The sequence below is a fragment of the Pseudovibrio sp. M1P-2-3 genome, assembly GCF_031501865.1.
Classification (GTDB): Bacteria; Pseudomonadota; Alphaproteobacteria; order Rhizobiales; family Stappiaceae; genus Pseudovibrio; species Pseudovibrio corallicola.
Window position 1 is genome coordinate 1,566,057 of record NZ_JARRCW010000001.1, and the last position, 15,414, is coordinate 1,581,470.

At 49.5% G+C, this 15,414-nt stretch carries 16 protein-coding genes; 12 read left to right on the top strand and 4 right to left on the bottom strand.

All coding sequences use genetic code 11. From position 1 onward, the window contains the following. Positions 1-205: 205 nt before the first annotated feature. From P6574_RS07215 to P6574_RS07270, 12 genes are all read left to right on the top strand, one after another. Positions 206-2,377: a GumC domain-containing protein gene (locus P6574_RS07215; protein ID WP_310619687.1), complete on the top strand. Its 2,172-nt coding sequence runs from the start codon at positions 206-208 to the stop codon at positions 2,375-2,377. After that, entirely contained in the window at positions 2,374-2,739 is a 366-nt protein-coding gene (locus P6574_RS07220) for a hypothetical protein (protein ID WP_310619688.1), read from the top strand. The genes P6574_RS07215 and P6574_RS07220 overlap by 4 nt, the downstream gene beginning before the upstream one ends. Continuing rightward, the gene (locus tag P6574_RS07225; protein WP_310619689.1) at positions 2,736-3,263 is read left to right on the top strand and encodes a DUF1833 family protein; all 528 of its coding nucleotides are present in this window, start codon (positions 2,736-2,738) and stop codon (positions 3,261-3,263) included. The genes P6574_RS07220 and P6574_RS07225 overlap by 4 nt, the downstream gene beginning before the upstream one ends. Continuing rightward, positions 3,260-3,670, top strand: a complete 411-nt coding sequence (locus P6574_RS07230) for a hypothetical protein (RefSeq protein ID WP_310619690.1) — start codon at positions 3,260-3,262, stop codon at positions 3,668-3,670. The genes P6574_RS07225 and P6574_RS07230 overlap by 4 nt, the downstream gene beginning before the upstream one ends. Next, complete coding sequence (locus P6574_RS07235; protein ID WP_310619691.1) at positions 3,634-10,110, top strand: host specificity factor TipJ family phage tail protein; 6,477 nt, start codon at positions 3,634-3,636, stop codon at positions 10,108-10,110. The genes P6574_RS07230 and P6574_RS07235 overlap by 37 nt, the downstream gene beginning before the upstream one ends. A 3-nt stretch (positions 10,111-10,113) precedes the next feature. After that, positions 10,114-10,467 carry a hypothetical protein gene (locus P6574_RS07240; protein ID WP_310619692.1) on the top strand — a complete coding sequence of 118 codons (354 nt, stop codon included), beginning with the start codon at positions 10,114-10,116 and terminating at the stop codon, positions 10,465-10,467. Further along, a complete protein-coding gene (locus P6574_RS07245) occupies positions 10,464-10,865 on the top strand; it encodes a hypothetical protein (RefSeq protein ID WP_310619693.1) in 402 nt (133 codons plus the stop codon). The genes P6574_RS07240 and P6574_RS07245 overlap by 4 nt, the downstream gene beginning before the upstream one ends. Next, complete coding sequence (locus P6574_RS07250) at positions 10,862-11,827, top strand: hypothetical protein (protein ID WP_310619694.1); 966 nt, start codon at positions 10,862-10,864, stop codon at positions 11,825-11,827. Before P6574_RS07245 ends, P6574_RS07250 begins: the two co-directional genes overlap by 4 nt. 61 nt (positions 11,828-11,888) lie before the next feature. Next, positions 11,889-12,359, top strand: coding sequence for a lysozyme (locus tag P6574_RS07255; protein WP_310619695.1), 471 nt, complete (start codon positions 11,889-11,891; stop codon positions 12,357-12,359). Continuing rightward, a complete protein-coding gene (locus tag P6574_RS07260; protein ID WP_310619696.1) occupies positions 12,356-12,781 on the top strand; it encodes a hypothetical protein in 426 nt (141 codons plus the stop codon). Before P6574_RS07255 ends, P6574_RS07260 begins: the two co-directional genes overlap by 4 nt. Continuing rightward, positions 12,774-12,965: a hypothetical protein gene (locus P6574_RS07265; RefSeq protein WP_310619697.1), complete on the top strand. Its 192-nt coding sequence runs from the start codon at positions 12,774-12,776 to the stop codon at positions 12,963-12,965. The genes P6574_RS07260 and P6574_RS07265 overlap by 8 nt, the downstream gene beginning before the upstream one ends. Beyond that, positions 12,962-13,174, top strand: coding sequence for a hypothetical protein (locus P6574_RS07270; RefSeq protein ID WP_310619698.1), 213 nt, complete (start codon positions 12,962-12,964; stop codon positions 13,172-13,174). The genes P6574_RS07265 and P6574_RS07270 overlap by 4 nt, the downstream gene beginning before the upstream one ends. Positions 13,175-13,183: 9 nt before the next feature. Here the strand turns inward: P6574_RS07270 and P6574_RS07275 are convergent, their stop codons facing one another. The 4 genes from P6574_RS07275 to P6574_RS07290 all read right to left on the bottom strand — a co-directional run bounded on the left by P6574_RS07275 (position 13,184) and on the right by P6574_RS07290 (position 15,302). Further along, on the bottom strand, positions 13,184-13,639 hold the full coding sequence (locus P6574_RS07275; protein WP_310619699.1) for a hypothetical protein: 456 nt from the start codon (positions 13,637-13,639) through the stop codon (positions 13,184-13,186). Between the two features lie 32 nt (positions 13,640-13,671). Then, positions 13,672-13,875 (bottom strand): hypothetical protein, encoded by a 204-nt coding sequence (locus P6574_RS07280; protein WP_310619700.1) that lies wholly within the window; start codon positions 13,873-13,875, stop codon positions 13,672-13,674. A 408-nt stretch (positions 13,876-14,283) separates the two neighbouring features. Next, a complete protein-coding gene (locus tag P6574_RS07285) occupies positions 14,284-14,520 on the bottom strand; it encodes a hypothetical protein (protein ID WP_310619701.1) in 237 nt (78 codons plus the stop codon). Continuing rightward, the gene (locus P6574_RS07290) at positions 14,517-15,302 is read right to left on the bottom strand and encodes a S1/P1 nuclease (protein ID WP_310619702.1); all 786 of its coding nucleotides are present in this window, start codon (positions 15,300-15,302) and stop codon (positions 14,517-14,519) included. Before P6574_RS07290 ends, P6574_RS07285 begins: the two co-directional genes overlap by 4 nt. Positions 15,303-15,414: the final 112 nt, after the last annotated feature.

A 15,414-nucleotide genomic window follows, 5' to 3' on the forward strand; every position in this document is an offset into this window, starting at 1 on the left:
TAAGGTGGCTACCTCACATTGGGTGGACACCCGAGATATTTTGGAAATCCTCTTACATTGAGTTCATCGAGGCAGTTGAGGGATGGCGTGAGATTAACCGGCCGCAGCAGGCAGGGCACGTTACCAGCTCAGACCGCGAAGAGTTCAAGCAACTTCTTGAGAAATACGGTTAGATCATATGGCTGATGCTTCTGAAAAAGTAATCATGCTCTTTGAAGCGCGTACGAAAGACGTGGAGAAGAAGCTTGAGCGTATGGACCGCGCTGTCAACAAGTCGATGCGGGGAAGCCAAAAGGCGGTGGGCCGCTTTGATAGCTCCATAAAAGCGGCATCAGCTACGGCTGGGAAATTCTCCAAAACACTTGCTGGTCTTAGTTTTGCGGGCGGTATCGCAGGCGCTCTAACATTCAGCGGCGCAATAGATAAGGCTATGGAGGGTATAGAGGACTTCGACAGAGTTGCTAAAACTGCTAGGCAGAACGGGTTTTCCGGTGAATTTTTCCAAACCTTGGGCTTTATGGCTGGGGAGTCATCAGTTGAGATCTCCACTCTTGAAACCGCTCTACGAAAATTCACTATAGGCGTGGGAGAGGCAAAGTACGGAACGGGTGAGCTTTACAATACATTGAGCCGTGCAAATCGTGGCCTGCTTGAGCAGCTGTTGAATGCGACAACAAATGAAGAAAGGTTGAAGCTCTATGCTGATGCAGTAGCGAACGCACAAAGCGCAGAAGAAAAAGCGCTTCTTACCAAAGCTGCCTTTGGGCAGCGAGGCGCTGATCTGGTGCGGGTTCTTGAGCAAGGATCAAAAGCATTTGATGAATCCGGTCAAAAAGCAAAGCAGCTCGGCAATATCATTGAAGATGAAATCTTAGAGCAGGCAGAAGAGCTGCAAAACAGGCTCGGCAATGCCTCCGATGCGCTGGACAAGCAGCTCAAAGCAGCTCTTATCGATATCACGCCTTATATGATTAACTTCAATGAAAACATGGCAGCGAGCGTTAAGTGGCTGCGGGAAATGAAGAAGGAGGCAAGCTCAGGGTTTGGAGATTTTAAGGGCTGGCTTAATGGTCAGGTAGGGGACATTAGTCCGATTACTGTTGAGGATGTAGCAAGCGCTATCTCGAAGGGATTATCCTTTACAGACAAAGGTTTGGAGCAAGCTCTTAAAGAAGGACGTGGGCGGCTTAAAGAGCTGCAACAGGTCCAAGCCGAGTTTCAAAGAGAGCATGGCGTTTATGATGGTCCTCGGGTCAGTTACTCAGATGAGCTGATCCAAGAGGCGGCGAATAGACAACAAGAACAAATCAATGATTTGCGAGCAAATCTAGCAGTTACTCAAAGCCTGATTAAGAAAACGAATGCTTCGGCGTCTAGTAACTCCGGCGGTACAGAACTTACTATTCATCCTACACAGCGTGTCAGTACTCTGCCTACATCCAAGCCAATCCTAGGAATTGATGACGTTGTAGGGACACGCAATGACAACGCCAGAGCGGCAGTAAGAGAAGCAGAGTCCGTTAATCGTGTCATTGAGGCGCTTCAAATGGAGCAAGCAGCCTTAACGCAAACACAAGCACAGCGCCGCCTTTCTTATGAACTGAGGGCAGCAGGAGCAGGGGCCACGGATGCTCAAAAACAACAGATTGAACAGCTTGTCACCCAGATAGATGCACAAAGACAAAAACAAGAGCAGCTTAATGAAGTTGCGGGGCTTAGTCAGTCGCTTTTTTATGATGTCTGGGGGACGTTTAACGCAGGTATTCAAACTGGAAACAGTCTCCTAGACACAATGCTTAACAAGCTTGCAGACCCTCTTTTACAGGCCCTTATCTCAGGCGAGGGGCCTTTTGCAGGCATATTCGGGGGCGGGCTTGGAAATCTATTTAGCGGCGGAGTGCAACAAGGCGTTTCAGCAGCAGCTCAATCTGCCGTTACCAGCATTCCGGTGTACCATGATGGACTACTTCCCGATGAATATCTCGCCCTTTTGGAGCGCGGGGAGTCTGTCGTAACCGATAAAGTCATGGGCCGGACTATGGGCCTCTTGTCTGACTTCTCAAAGCTAGGCGCGACTCCTGAAATCCCAGAGATTAGCGTTCCGCCTGCAATCATGCTTCCAAGCGCTATCCCGCAAGTCTCTGTCATGGGCGCGGCTCCTGTTGTCGCGCCAAGTGCACCACCACAAATCAATGTGAATGTGTCTACTCCACCGGGCACTACTGCTGACGTACAGCAACGGCAAAGCGGTGGGCGTACTGATTTACAGGTCATTATCAAGGAAGTCGATCGCGGGATTGCGGGGCGAATTAGCTCCGGTCAATCGCAAATCCCTCGGGCGATTTCAGGGCAGTACAAATTGGACCGCAAGACATGACTCCAATCAACTGGCCTTCCAGTGTTCCTTATGCGCCGCTTCTGGATAGCATTGACGTGGTTCAAGCCTATTCTCCTCCTGTCTCAACTTCATTCGAGGCTGGGAACACACGGGAACGGCACGTCACCAATATGCACTTTCGCAAGCAAAAGCAGACGGTTCCAATGTCGCTTGCTGAGTGTGAGGCATTCAAGGCTTTCTTTGAGGGCGAGCTTTATACAGGACACCGGCGCTTCAATATGAAGGTGCTACTTGAGACGGATTACTTTGAGAAAGAAGTCAAAATCAACCCTGCGAGCCTGAGCTTTAAACGTATCGGGCGCACGGTCCAAGTGACTATGGAGCTGACAATCACGCTATGACAGATTTAATGACAGAGGCTATGGAGGAAGCCTATGCCTCCACAACATCGGCAGTGATTTGGTCAACAGTGGAGCTGACGCATTCTTCGTTTATTCAAGACGGTGAAGTGGTGCCGTTGCGATTTGTTTCCGAAGGCATTGGCCGTACATTCAAACTTGAAGATGACGCGCCTTACAACTCGGGGCAAGAAGTGGAGTTTATGGCGGTGCCGTTCGGGTTTGAGCTTCCTGATATTGTCGAGGGCTCTATGCCAACGTTTCAAGTCTGGATTGACAATGCCGTGCATGAAGTTGCGCCATATCTGGAGGCGGCAAAAGATATGCGCGAGCCTATATTTCTGAATTATCGAGAGTTCCTTGAGGGACTAGAAGGCCCGCAACATAACTTAATGGGCTTGGAAATTAAAACTATCCAGATCAAAGCGGATCGTGTCACTGCTACCAGCCAGCTTTACAATTGGCAAAATAGAGGCTTCCCGCACAAGACATATAGGCCCGAAGAGTTCCCAACACTTGCCCTATGATAGATGACCAGATCACCCGATTGAGTTCTTTAATCGGTAAGCCATATTCCAAAACAAATACCGCCCCCGGCCTCCACTGTTGGGGGCTTTTTTGTGAAGCTCAGGAAATTCTAGGACAAAAGGGCTTGCCTGCCATTTGCGAGTTGGCAGAGGGGCCAATTGCCAGAGCTAAAGCCTTTCGGTCTCACGAAGAATATTCCCGCTGGATTGAGGTGGGCGCACCAGCCCACGGGTGCGCGGTGATGATGGCAAAGCGCCCTGACCTCTATCAGCACATAGGCGTTTATCTCTCATTCAACAGCGGTGGGGTGCTGCATGCACATGAGCCAGCCGTGCAATTTGAAACCTTCTCAAGCTTGAGGTTTGCAGGATGGAAGCTCTTTCGATTCCTCATCAAAAGCCAATAGGCACACCACACACCTTTACTGTCTTTGACGGTGAGACTGTTGCAAGTGTGGTTGAGCGCTCTGGCCTATCTAAAGGTTTCCCTATTGTTGCTTGCGTCAATGGCCTACCAGTCTTGCGCAAAAATAATGGTTGGGATTTGGCGCTAAAGCAGGGGGACTGCTTTGAAATTCTAGTTTTGCCTGCTGGCGGTGAGGGCGGTGATACGGGCAAGACCGTGATGCGCATTGTTGGTATGATTGCTGTGGCCGCATTGGCAGCTGTTACAGGTGGGGCAGCTTTGGCGGCTTTCCCGGCTATCGGGGCAGCTGGGGCGGCGATTGTCAGCGGGGTTATCACCACCGCAGGTGGCTTACTTGTAAATACCCTACTTGCTCCAAAATCCTCAGCGCAAGAGCGGGAAACGCTTGCATCCTCTCCCACGTATACAATCAATGCAGTGGGCAATACGGCGCGGCTTTACCAACCTATTCCCGTCCAATATGGCCGCTTTAAGATGGTATTGGATTATGCTTCTGACCCGTACCAAGAATATGAAGACAATGACCAATATGTGTACTACCTGTTTTCGCGCGGCTGCGGGCGCTCGGAAGTAAACGAGATCTATATCGGTGAGACAAAAATCTGGGATGCGGAGGACGGCTACACCTCCACGTATACCGATTTGGAGATTGAGCAGTACGAGCCCGGTGAGCAGATAGATCTCTTTCCAGTACAGGTTGAAGCCTCGGAAGAAGTCGGTTCACAGACCATCAAAACCAATGAGTATCTAGGGCCGTTTGTGGCAGTGCCAGCGGGCGAAACGGCAAAGCGGTTAGCGGTGGACGTGGTCTGGCCGCTTGGCGGCTACAAGACCAATGATGATGGCAGCTACCATAAAGCGACCTTCAAGTTTGATATTGAGTATCAGGAGATTGACGACAACGGCGATCCGCTTGGCAGCTGGCAGAACCTCGCTTCCTATGACAAGGGAATGAAAACCAAGACAGCCAAGCGAAAGACGTTTTCAAAGAAGGTGCCGAGCGGGCGCTATCAGGTGCGTATCTTGCGCCACGATCAATTTGATGAGGACAATACTACCGACGCCAAGGTGATGCAGTGGGGAGGCTTGCGGGCCTACCTTGACGGGCCGCAATCGTTTGCCAATGTCTCGACAACGGCCGTTAAAATTCGGGCAAATGAGCAGTTGCAGGGCGCGGCTTCAAAGCAGTTTTCTATTGTGCAGACCCGTATTCTGCCTGTCTGGAATGGGTCTGCTTGGGTGGAGCAGCCAAGCCGCTCGATTTGCTGGGCGGCTATCGATGTGATGAGAAATAGCGTTTATGGCGCGGGCCTGTCGGATACGCACATCGACTACGCCACCTTCATGCACTACGATAGTGTATGGGCTTCAAACCCAGATACTTTTGACGGTGTCTTTGATAGCCAAACCACTATTTTCGATGCGCTCAACACCATCCTAGCCGCTGGTCGCTCGGCCTTATCCTTTGTGGGGCACACTGTCTCGATGGTGCGAGATGAGCCTAGAGGCCTACCCCGACAAGTCTTTACAGATCGCAATATCGTTGCAGGCTCGCTTGAAATCAACCAAACGCTGTTAAGCGATGATTACGCCGATGACATTCTCGTTGAGTACATGGATGGGCAGACGTGGCGGTGGGATACAGTCCGGTGCTCACTGGCGACTTCTAGTAGCTCTCGGCCTACCAGTATTCGGATGATGGGTGTCTCTGATAGAGATCATGCGTGGTCGGAAGGAATGCACATTGCTGCTGATAACGCATTCCGGCGGCGTACCATTCGCTTCACAACAGAACTGGAAGGGCGAATCCTACAGCGCGGGGATGTGGTTGAGGTGCAATCCCATGTGCCGCAGAAATGGGGACGGTCGGGCGTTATTGAGGGATTTAACGGCCTTGATTTAACGCTTTCAGAAGAGCCGGAAACTGACCCTGACAATACATATCTTCTCGTGCGCAGAAAAGATGGCGGGCCGTGGGGGCCTATTAAGATCACATGGTTCGAAGGTTCGCGTGTTGTTACTCTTGATGGTGATGATACTGAATTCTGGGAGGACTACTACGGCGAACTACAGCGACACTTGCTTGATAGCGGTGACGAGGCTCCGAGCTATGCAGTTGGTGAAGGGGCGAGTTTTACTTTTCGTGGGATTGTTGTTGGGGCTGAGCCTCAAGGTAACCATGTTACATTGACCCTCAAGGAAGATGATCCAAGGGTCTACTTGGCTTCAAGCGGGGTGTCCGTTCCGGAGCGTCCTGTCGGTTCACTTCTGCCCCCATCGGTGGAATTGCCGCAGGTTATGCAGTTTTTTGCATCTCGCGGATTGGAAGCCGCAGAGTCTATTTTGTCAGTGCAAATTGTTCCAGTCGCGGGGGCAGAAGGCTATATCTGTGAAACCAGTTTAGACGATGGCGTAACGTGGGACCGTAAATATTCAGGTTTTCACTCTTCCTTTGATTTCGTCTGCTCCCGCGATGCTTTCGCAGTGCGTGTCTGCGCCATTGGAGCCGCTGGACAGGGGCCTTGGAAATACGCCAGTGTGCCTGAAGAAACGCGGGCTATTGTGCTACCTGCGGGGAGCGTGGTGACAACCGCAGCTCAGCTTTATGATGCGGTTGCTGATGAATTCAAAACACCGGTAGACCTTGCTACGGATATCAATAACGCAAAGCAGGATGCACTTGATGCAGCGGACGCGGCTGCACAGGGTGCCGCAGATGCAGTGGATGCAGCCGCCGCAGCGAAACAAGAAGCGCTGGATGCAGTAGGCGAGGCAAAACAAGAGGCGCTAGCTGCAGCCGCCGCAGCGAAACAAGATGCGCTGGATGCAGTAGGCGAGGCAAAACAAGAGGCGCTAGCTGCAGCGAACGCGGCTGCGCAGGGGGCAGCAGATGCAGCGGATGCAGCCGCCGCAGTGAAACAAGATGCGATAGATGCAGTAGGCGAGGCAAAACAAGAAGCTGCAGACGCAGTGGGCGAGGCAAGAGAAATCGCGTCGCTCAATGTTTTTGATGTTTTCAGCAAAATTAACGAAATCGAAGGGCGGCTTGATCAAACAAACGAAGCGGTAATTTATCAAGCGTTTTCAACTCAGTATGACAGAGCGGAATATAAAAATATCGTCACGCTCGTTGAGCAGGAAGGACGTACAAGAGCACAGGAGATTACAAGCCTTGGTGCGCGGCTCCAAAGCTCCGATGGGAAAATAAGCGGTCAAGCAACCGCATTACAGTCTATCGAGGCGCGAGTTGAAAGCACGGAAACGGGGATCACCTCTAACGCAACCTCCATCACCGGGCTGAACTCATCGTTATCAAACCTCTCAGGCTCAGTTAATGCACATGGTGCGGCAATCCAGTCACTTGAAACAACGACAGGTGATAACGCTGACGAAATCGAAACGCTTTCAAATAGTGTGACAGCCCTCCAAAGTAATCTCTCTGACGCAGAAGGTGGCATTGATGCGAATTCCGAGGCTATGACAGCGCTCACCACTCGGGTTACGAGCGCAGAGGGGGGGATCACCTCGATCTCCAGCGATGTGACGAGTTTACAGAGCGGCTTGAACGATGCCGAGGATGATATTAGCGCTAACGCGAGTGCAGTTGATGCAGTAACTACCCGTGTGACGGATAATGAGGGAGAAATTATCAGTAACTCTAACCGGATCAGCAATCTGAAGGTGCGGATAAAAGATACTGAAGACGACGTGGAAGCAGGCGCAGATGCAACCACAGCATTGACTACTCGGGTTACGAGCGCAGAGGGGAGTATCACCTCGATCACCAGCGATGTGACGAGTTTACAGAGCGGCTTGAACGATGCCGAGGGTGATATTAGCGCTAATGCGAGTGCTGTCGATTTACTGAACACTGAGGTCGTTAAACACGATGATAAAATAACGTCTCATGCAGGCAGCATTAGCAGCATCCGATCACGCATAAACGATGCAGAAGATAATATTGACGCAGGCGCAGACGCAACCTCGGCGCTCACCACTCGGGTTACGAGCGCAGAGGGTGACATTAGCAGTATGTCATCTGATATAACCAGCCTCCAAAGCGATCTTACTGACGCGCAAGACGGGGTTGATAGCAATGCCAGCGCTCTTAGTTCTCTCAACTCAACAGTTAGCGATCAAGGCGATGATATCACCAGCAACGCCAGCAAGATTAGTGATTTAAAATCGAGAGTTAAGGACACTGAAGACGATGTGGAGGCAGGCGCAGATGCAACCACAGCATTGACTACTCGGGTTACGAGCGCAGAGGGGAGTATTACCTCGATCTCCAGCGATGTGACGAATTTACAGAGCGGCTTGAACGATGCCGAGGATGATATTAGCGCTAACGCGAGTGCAGTTGATGCAGTAACTACCCGTGTGACGGACAATGAGGGAGAAATTATCAGTAACTCTAACCGGATCAGCAATCTGAAGGTGCGGGTAAAAGATACTGAAGACGATGTGGAAGCAGGCGCAGATGCAACCACAGCATTGACTACTCGGGTTACGAGCGTAGAGGGGAGTATCACCTCGATCTCCAGCGATGTGACGAGTTTACAGAGCAGCTTGAACGATGCCGAGGATGATATTAGCGCTAACGCGAGTGCAGTTGATTTACTGAACACTGAGGTCGTTAAACACGATGATAAAATAACGTCTCATGCAGGCAGCATTAGCAGCATCCGATCACGCATAAACGATGCAGAAGATAATATTGACGCAGGCGCAGACGCAACCTCGGCGCTCACCACTCGGGTTACGAGCGCAGAGGGTGACATCAGCAGCAACACCAGCAAGATTAGTGATTTAAAATCGAGAGTTAAAGACACTGAAGACGATGTGGAGGCAGGCGCAGATGCAACCACAGCATTGACTACTCGGGTTACGAGCGTAGAGGGGAGTATCACCTCGATCACCAGCGATGTGACGAGTTTACAGAGCGGCTTGAACGATGCCGAGGATGATATTAGCGCTAACGCGAGTGCAGTTGATGCAGTAACTACCCGTGTGACGGACAATGAGGGAGAAATTATCAGTAACTCTAACCGGATCAGCAATCTGAAGGTGCGGGTAAAAGATACTGAAGACGATGTGGAAGCAGGCGCAGATGCAACCACAGCATTGACTACTCGGGTTACGAGCGTAGAGGGGAGTATCACCTCGATCTCCAGCGATGTGACGAGTTTACAGAGCAGCTTGAACGATGCCGAGGATGATATCAACGCTAATGCGAGTGCTGTCGACTTACTGAACACTGAGGTCGTTAAACACGATGATAAAATAACGTCTCATGCAGGCAGCATTAGCAGCATCCGATCACGCATAAACGATGCAGAAGATAATATTGACGCAGGCGCAGGCGCAACCTCGGCGCTCACCACTCGGGTTACGAGCGCAGAGGGGAGTATCACCTCGATCTCCAGCGATGTGACGAGTTTACAGAGCGGCTTGAACGATGCCGAGGATGATATTAGCGCTAACGCGAGTGCAGTTGATGCAGTAACTACCCGTGTGACGGACAATGAGGGAGAAATTATCAGTAACTCTAACCGGATCAGCAGTCTAAAGGTGCGGGTAAAGGATACTGAAGACGATGTAGAAGCAGGCGCAGACGCAACCACGGCGTTGACTACTCGGGTTTCGAGCGCTGAGGGCGATATTAGTTCGCTGTCCAGTAGTCTCACATCTGTTTCAACTCGCGTCGGAGACAATGAAAGTTCTGTATCAGCGCTTGCATCGTCTGTTGATGGGCTTGAGGCAAAATTTGTTGTACGCGTTGAAACTGGCGACAGTGACGCAGGATTTTACATTAAGGGTGTGAAAAAAGCGGACGGAACAGAGTATTTTGATTTTGTCATCAAGTCCGACAAGTTCGTTATAACTGATGGAACAGCAACCGCTGCACCATTCGTATTTACAAATGGTACTGCGTATATCGATGATGCTGTCATCAATGAAATCACGACTGACAAGCTAACCCTTGGTGGTACTGCTATCACTACACAGCTGCTGGAAGATCGCTCAATCACGAAAAGGAGCTACTTTCAATCATCAGGGAAAAGCACGAATACCGAGTTTGCCTCCACTACAATTTCAACTGATGGTGGTGAAGTAAGAATTGATTGTCAGGCATTTATTTTCGCCAAATCAAAAAACACCAATTTGAACCAGCCTGCTGTTCATATTCGACGTGATGGCACAGATTTAAAAGAATGCCATATCAACTGGGATACCTACATAGCTGGCTCCGGCGATGACGCTGTCGCAGCAGGGCGAGGGTCTTTGTCTTTTACTTATATAGACGACGACCCCGGTGCAGAATCCAGAACTTACAAGCTGGCAATATCAAACAAGTCCGACCTTGATGACTGGTACGTGGAAAATCGCTGTTTGACTGTTACAAACTATAAGAAGTAGCTCATGAACTATATTCTATATGACGTTTCTACGGGCCAGGTTATTGGCTCTGGCTACTGCTCCGTGGATGATTTCTTTGCTCAAGGTGACATGGGGCAAGCTGTACTCGAAGGTGATGCAGATGGGCGGTTGCAGTATGTCTTTGGCGGGGTTGTTATTGACCGTCCCGCGCTACCTGAGCCGGTTGAAGGTGTCTGGTCTGATCTACCTGCTGGATGCACAGTTGACATAAATGGGCAAACCTATGCTCTGACTGACACTTCCTTGGCGCTATCAATTGAAATTGGCGGCACGTTTGATGTGACCGTCAAACCACCTTTTCCTTACATAGAAAAATCTTGGAGGCTTGAGTTGTGATAATTGATCTGAACCCGCATATTGATGACTTCAAAGCTCAAGCTTTTGCAGATATCGACCAACAAGCAGAAGAGCGACGCTGCGAGTATGTGACAACTGGGAGCGCTCAGGCGATGGTTTATCTAACCAAAGATGCTGAGGCTTTGGCTTATCAAGCTAACACTGCAATTGACCCCGCGTTGATCCCGCATATAGCAGCAGAAGCAAGCGCAACCAGTTCCACGCTCGCTGATATTGCTGCTCTCGTGATCCAAAACGCAGAGAGCTGGCGCATTATATCTGCTCGCATTGAAGGGGCAAGGCGCGGGGCAAAAACCACGATAGAACAAGCAACAACCCTTACACAGATCAAGCAGGCACTTGTCATTGACTGGGCCACAATAGAGGCGGGCGCATGACATATTACAACACAGGAACGATTGACTTAAATAACGGCTCGAAGCATGTGGCTGGGTACGGAACAAGCTTCGGAAGTTTTGTGCGGGCGGGGGATGTGCTCGACCTTGGGCCTGCTGCGAAGTATGCCATTAAATCCGTAAATTCAAATACAAGTCTCACGCTCTTCCACGCTTATGAAGGGGAAAGTGAAACAGGTATCGACTATCTTATTGTGCTCAACGCTATCGGTCGGGATTCCACAAGTGAGCTGGCGCGCGGTGTAGCAGAACTACTAGCTGAGCAACGCAGCAAAGCAGCGACAATAAACGAATACGTTGAGCTGCTGAGAAATACAAATCTTGAGCTTGAGCGAGAGTTCTACGTTGATTCCGTTTTAGGTGATGATAACGCAGTCGGAAACTCCTCAGCGCCTCTACTGACGATTGCACGAGCAATGGAGCTTACTCCGGCTCATGGGTCGGTCGAAGTTACTCTTCTTGAGGACTATAACTTTTCTGTTCAAGTAGATGTTTCAAACCGGGTAATTCAACTTCGAGGCGAACAGGGGAGTAAGCCCCAGTTAACGTTTGATAGGTTTCTTCATAGCGGGACCCTCCGAGGGTGTCGTGGCGTGAGTATGAGAGGCACTACGGCGTTGGTTTGTGAGAATTTGAGTATTCAGGTCCCAAGCTCTGCGGGGGGCTATGAAGAATTAGAAAAAAGCTCATACGCCTCACCGTTTCGAGCGGCACGTTTCGCAGGAATCAGACAGGCGTTGACGTTTGAAGAATGCGACATTCATTTCAGTGACGAGCCGCTAGGTGGATTAATCAATCACTTTGGTTGCACGGAGCTGAATGTAGCTGGAAACTCATTTCCAGACTATAGTTATCGAGGTCGAATGCTACAACAATATACTGATTTAGCGGGTACGGTTGTTAATACGATTCCCGAATTACAGTCGAACTTAGACTACATTTAATCCCCCCTGCCAAACTGTTCTGCCCGCTCATTGAAGCGGGTTTTTCATGGAGAAATCAATCATGAAAGTTACAAAGACTCGGCTCACTGGGGCCGTGATTGGAGTCGTGCTTGCCTTCGTGGGAGTATGGGAGGGGCTGCGAACAGAGGCCTATGTGGATTTAGTTGGTGTGCCGACGATCTGCTACGGCGAAACCAAAGGCGTAAAGCTTGGTGACAAGAAAACCAAAGACCAATGCTCTTATATGCTTCTTGAAAGCTTGAAGCGCCATGAAGCAGGAATGCGGACTTGTCTCAATAAGCCAGATGAGATCCCGATCAAATCCTACATCTCTTTTGTCTCCTTGACTTACAACATCGGTACTGGTGCTTTTTGTCGCTCAACTGCAGTCAAGCGGTTAAACCGTGGTGATCTAGCTGGGGCCTGTCAGGCGGCTACTTGGTACAACAGAGCAGGGGGTCGAAGAGTCAAAGGCTTGGTCAATCGTCGGGCCGCTGAATATGAGCTATGCATGGAGGGGGTGAAGGGATGAGCTTCTTTCTCTCTATGTTCAAAGTAGGTGTCTTCAATTTGATCGCCTATGCGGCTTTGATGTTGGCTGTAGTGGCCTACTTTGCGCGGCTTGATCCCCGCATTCCCAAGTCTCTTTCTTCTGTTATTGCGATATTTGCGCTTTGCGTTTCTGTCTGGTTCTTCTCGGCTGTTTACTATGACCGCAAAGACGAGCTGATCAATCTTAAGGCGCAAGTTGAGGCGCAACAGCAACTAGCCGCAGCTCGTGAGTTAATTTCCAAACAAGCAAACACTGAATTGCTCGAAAGAGTTGAGCAAGTCGTGACCCTTCAAGAGCAGGTGAATAGCTATGAACTTGAATTGGAAAATGGTGGGGTGTCTGCTTGCCCTACTGACCCCGCTTATATTGAGCGGATGCAAGCACTCCAGTTCGGTGAGTGATCAGAGACTTCCGGATCCACCTGCAGATTTAACGAAAAAATGTAAAGACCCTGGCGTAACGGGGGACAAGGGCCGCGATGCTATCCGGCATAGAGCTGCATTGATTGCCTGTGATGCCAAGCGAAAAGGCTGGCTCAGATTTTATGGACATGTTCAAGACAACTTAAAAGGAACTGCCAGATGATGCCCAAAACTGATTTTGGATACTTCCTCGGCTTTAGCGGACTTGGGGCCGCAGGGGCTTGGAGCATATATGTGGAGCCAGCTTTACAAGGAGCGCTTCTCGTGGGGTCGGTTGTAGGAATGCTTCTGCTTGTTCGCGGGAGGATCTTGGACAACCGGATCAAGAAAAGGCAGCTGAAGGAACTGGAAGAAGTTGAGGATAGCGCCTAAGGTGTGTTCCTATATAGAGTTACCGCACTTGATAAATATCTTGTAGCTGCGGGCATCTCTGCCCGTAAGGTACTTACCCATTTCAATAACCTCTTCGTTAACAATGAAGGCGCTAGGGCACTGTTGCTGAACATATTTCAGAGCGACATCCTCCCTAGTTTCTTTGTTACTAGGGTTGAAGCCAATGTCTACGATGTTCCTAATTGAGACAACGTAGTCGTAGTTTATTGCTTCGGGATGGCTATCAATACGAATTGTTCCATCTCTTTCTAACATACGCATATATGTAGGTGAGCCAGCGCAGCCAACCAAAAACATTAGAGAAAGAAATGCAACGGCCCGCATGTAGTGCCCCTTGTAGAACTCTGATAATTCTATTCCTGACAATAGAAGTTGCATATTGGTATAAATTTCCAACGGGTGTTTGCGGGTTGGAATAGACTGAATATGGCGGATGTAAGCCATATTAGCTCCTTAGTTGGACTATAACTACGCTGTTAGTGTGTCCCATTCTCTATCTTCCTCAGATAGAGGGGCAGGTCTATGTAATCTCCAATATCAATCAGAGCCCGCCCTACTGTGAAATGGTAAGTTGTAATCAGGTCATGGGTCTTTTTCTGCTGCTCACCCGATAAAAGCTTTGCCTGATCTGCCAGAAGCCTGACTGTCCCGCGAATAGCCGTATAATCTGCCTGATACATTATTTCCTCCCTTAAATAGGAACGAGCCTATCAGATTCGCCCTCAAAAAAGGGGGGACATCTCAATTCTATGTAGATGAAACATACAGGCTAAAATAACCCAAATTAAAGCTAGTGGAGAACACAGCTAGACGATTATAAGTTGTGCTGCACTTACCGTTGTTATTGGGGAATTTTCCCCTATAATGAAAGGTAAAACTATGTATATTGCTTATACAAAACATGCAGTTTGGGCTTATGCAGAGTCAGAACTTGCGGCGATCGACAAGGCTTTCAGGGTCGTAGATGAAACCTTAGGTCGAAGGGAAGCCGCTCGGCTGATGTCAAACCTATGGGTAAAGTGGGTTGATTTGGCTCCTAAGCCAGTTCAGGCATAACATTAAAGAGCTGCCAGCGGCGGGGCAGCATCTCAAGTTCTTTTAATAATCCCGACACCTGCAGCCACAAAAACAAAGGCTATGAACAGCGCGGTAAAAGAAAGCTCGTACTGCTCAAGCCTGAATTCATTTATTATGTAATGTATACAGAAGCCAGCAATCGTAAAAAAGCCAAACGCAACCAGCCAGCGCCAGATTTTAGTCAGGTAGTCAACCTGCCTAATCTCTTCGTGTTTCAGTTCTCTACGCTTGCGGCCTGACTTCTTCACTGCGCGAATAGCTCATTCAAATAAGCTGCCATTCTGATCCCGCTCTTGGATAGCTGCTCTTCTATCATAACTCTATGCTCAAAAGTATAGTCATAGGAGAGTTTTGCGCCCTTGTCGGGGTAAATTGTGTCTCTAATGCCGGCACTTTCATTCACCCAATTTACTGGGTTAGTATCGCTCCACTTCTCAATGGTGCTTTCATCTATCCGGCGTAATAGTCTGTCACCGTATTCAGAGTAAGAAAGGCGCTGCCCCTCCAGCATTTGACTATCCCAGACGCGGTGTAAGTTTGAAGACTTTCCGAACCATTTGACATAGTGATCATTGCCACCCCTATCCGTTCCATTACCCGCATGGAGTGGTTGATGAACATCGCCGATAAGGTGCACTGTGAATTTCAATGCGAGCTTCTTATCCTCCAGAGAGGCACTTGGGTCTTTCAGAGTGGCCTTAAATGTCTCCAGAGCTGAAACTGCATCGCCTTGCTCTGGAGCCCCTACATCCTCGTATTTTACATCAACGGGGATCGTGACGTAGTGAAATGGGCCAGCTTTTTTCCAGAAGTCTTCGTCACTGGAACGCATAAAGTCAGCCCAAGTCGAGACTTCCGTCAATGTCTCATTGCCCAATATTTCTGAGATAGATTCATGAGCTTTTGCAGTTAGGTGTTCCTGAGCAATATAGCCCGTGATTCGGTGGCCGTCTTGCCCCCATGCAAATGCAGCCTGTGGTGCAGCTACCGCCGCGGCGACAAGCGTCGTCTTCAAAAGTGCCTTGAACATAAATACCCCGAATAGCCTGTTAGTAATTTCTTACAATATGCAGGTAGAGGCAAGGGCGTGCAACTGGGACTTCTTGGAGTGTATATGTCGAAGTCCTCCTTTTTGGGACTTG

Coding starts and splice junctions, on each gene's coding strand:
- P6574_RS07215 (WP_310619687.1), top strand. CDS start 206: ATGCTCTTTGAAGCGCGTACGAAAGACGTGGAGAAGAAGCTTGAGCGT.
- P6574_RS07240 (WP_310619692.1), top strand. CDS start 10,114: ATGAACTATATTCTATATGACGTTTCTACGGGCCAGGTTATTGGCTCT.
- P6574_RS07280 (WP_310619700.1), bottom strand. CDS start 13,875: ATGTATCAGGCAGATTATACGGCTATTCGCGGGACAGTCAGGCTTCTG.
- P6574_RS07235 (WP_310619691.1), top strand. CDS start 3,634: ATGGAAGCTCTTTCGATTCCTCATCAAAAGCCAATAGGCACACCACAC.
- P6574_RS07255 (WP_310619695.1), top strand. CDS start 11,889: ATGAAAGTTACAAAGACTCGGCTCACTGGGGCCGTGATTGGAGTCGTG.
- P6574_RS07230 (WP_310619690.1), top strand. CDS start 3,260: ATGATAGATGACCAGATCACCCGATTGAGTTCTTTAATCGGTAAGCCA.
- P6574_RS07270 (WP_310619698.1), top strand. CDS start 12,962: ATGATGCCCAAAACTGATTTTGGATACTTCCTCGGCTTTAGCGGACTT.
- P6574_RS07250 (WP_310619694.1), top strand. CDS start 10,862: ATGACATATTACAACACAGGAACGATTGACTTAAATAACGGCTCGAAG.
- P6574_RS07290 (WP_310619702.1), bottom strand. CDS start 15,302: ATGTTCAAGGCACTTTTGAAGACGACGCTTGTCGCCGCGGCGGTAGCT.
- P6574_RS07220 (WP_310619688.1), top strand. CDS start 2,374: ATGACTCCAATCAACTGGCCTTCCAGTGTTCCTTATGCGCCGCTTCTG.
- P6574_RS07275 (WP_310619699.1), bottom strand. CDS start 13,639: ATGGCTTACATCCGCCATATTCAGTCTATTCCAACCCGCAAACACCCG.
- P6574_RS07225 (WP_310619689.1), top strand. CDS start 2,736: ATGACAGATTTAATGACAGAGGCTATGGAGGAAGCCTATGCCTCCACA.
- P6574_RS07260 (WP_310619696.1), top strand. CDS start 12,356: ATGAGCTTCTTTCTCTCTATGTTCAAAGTAGGTGTCTTCAATTTGATC.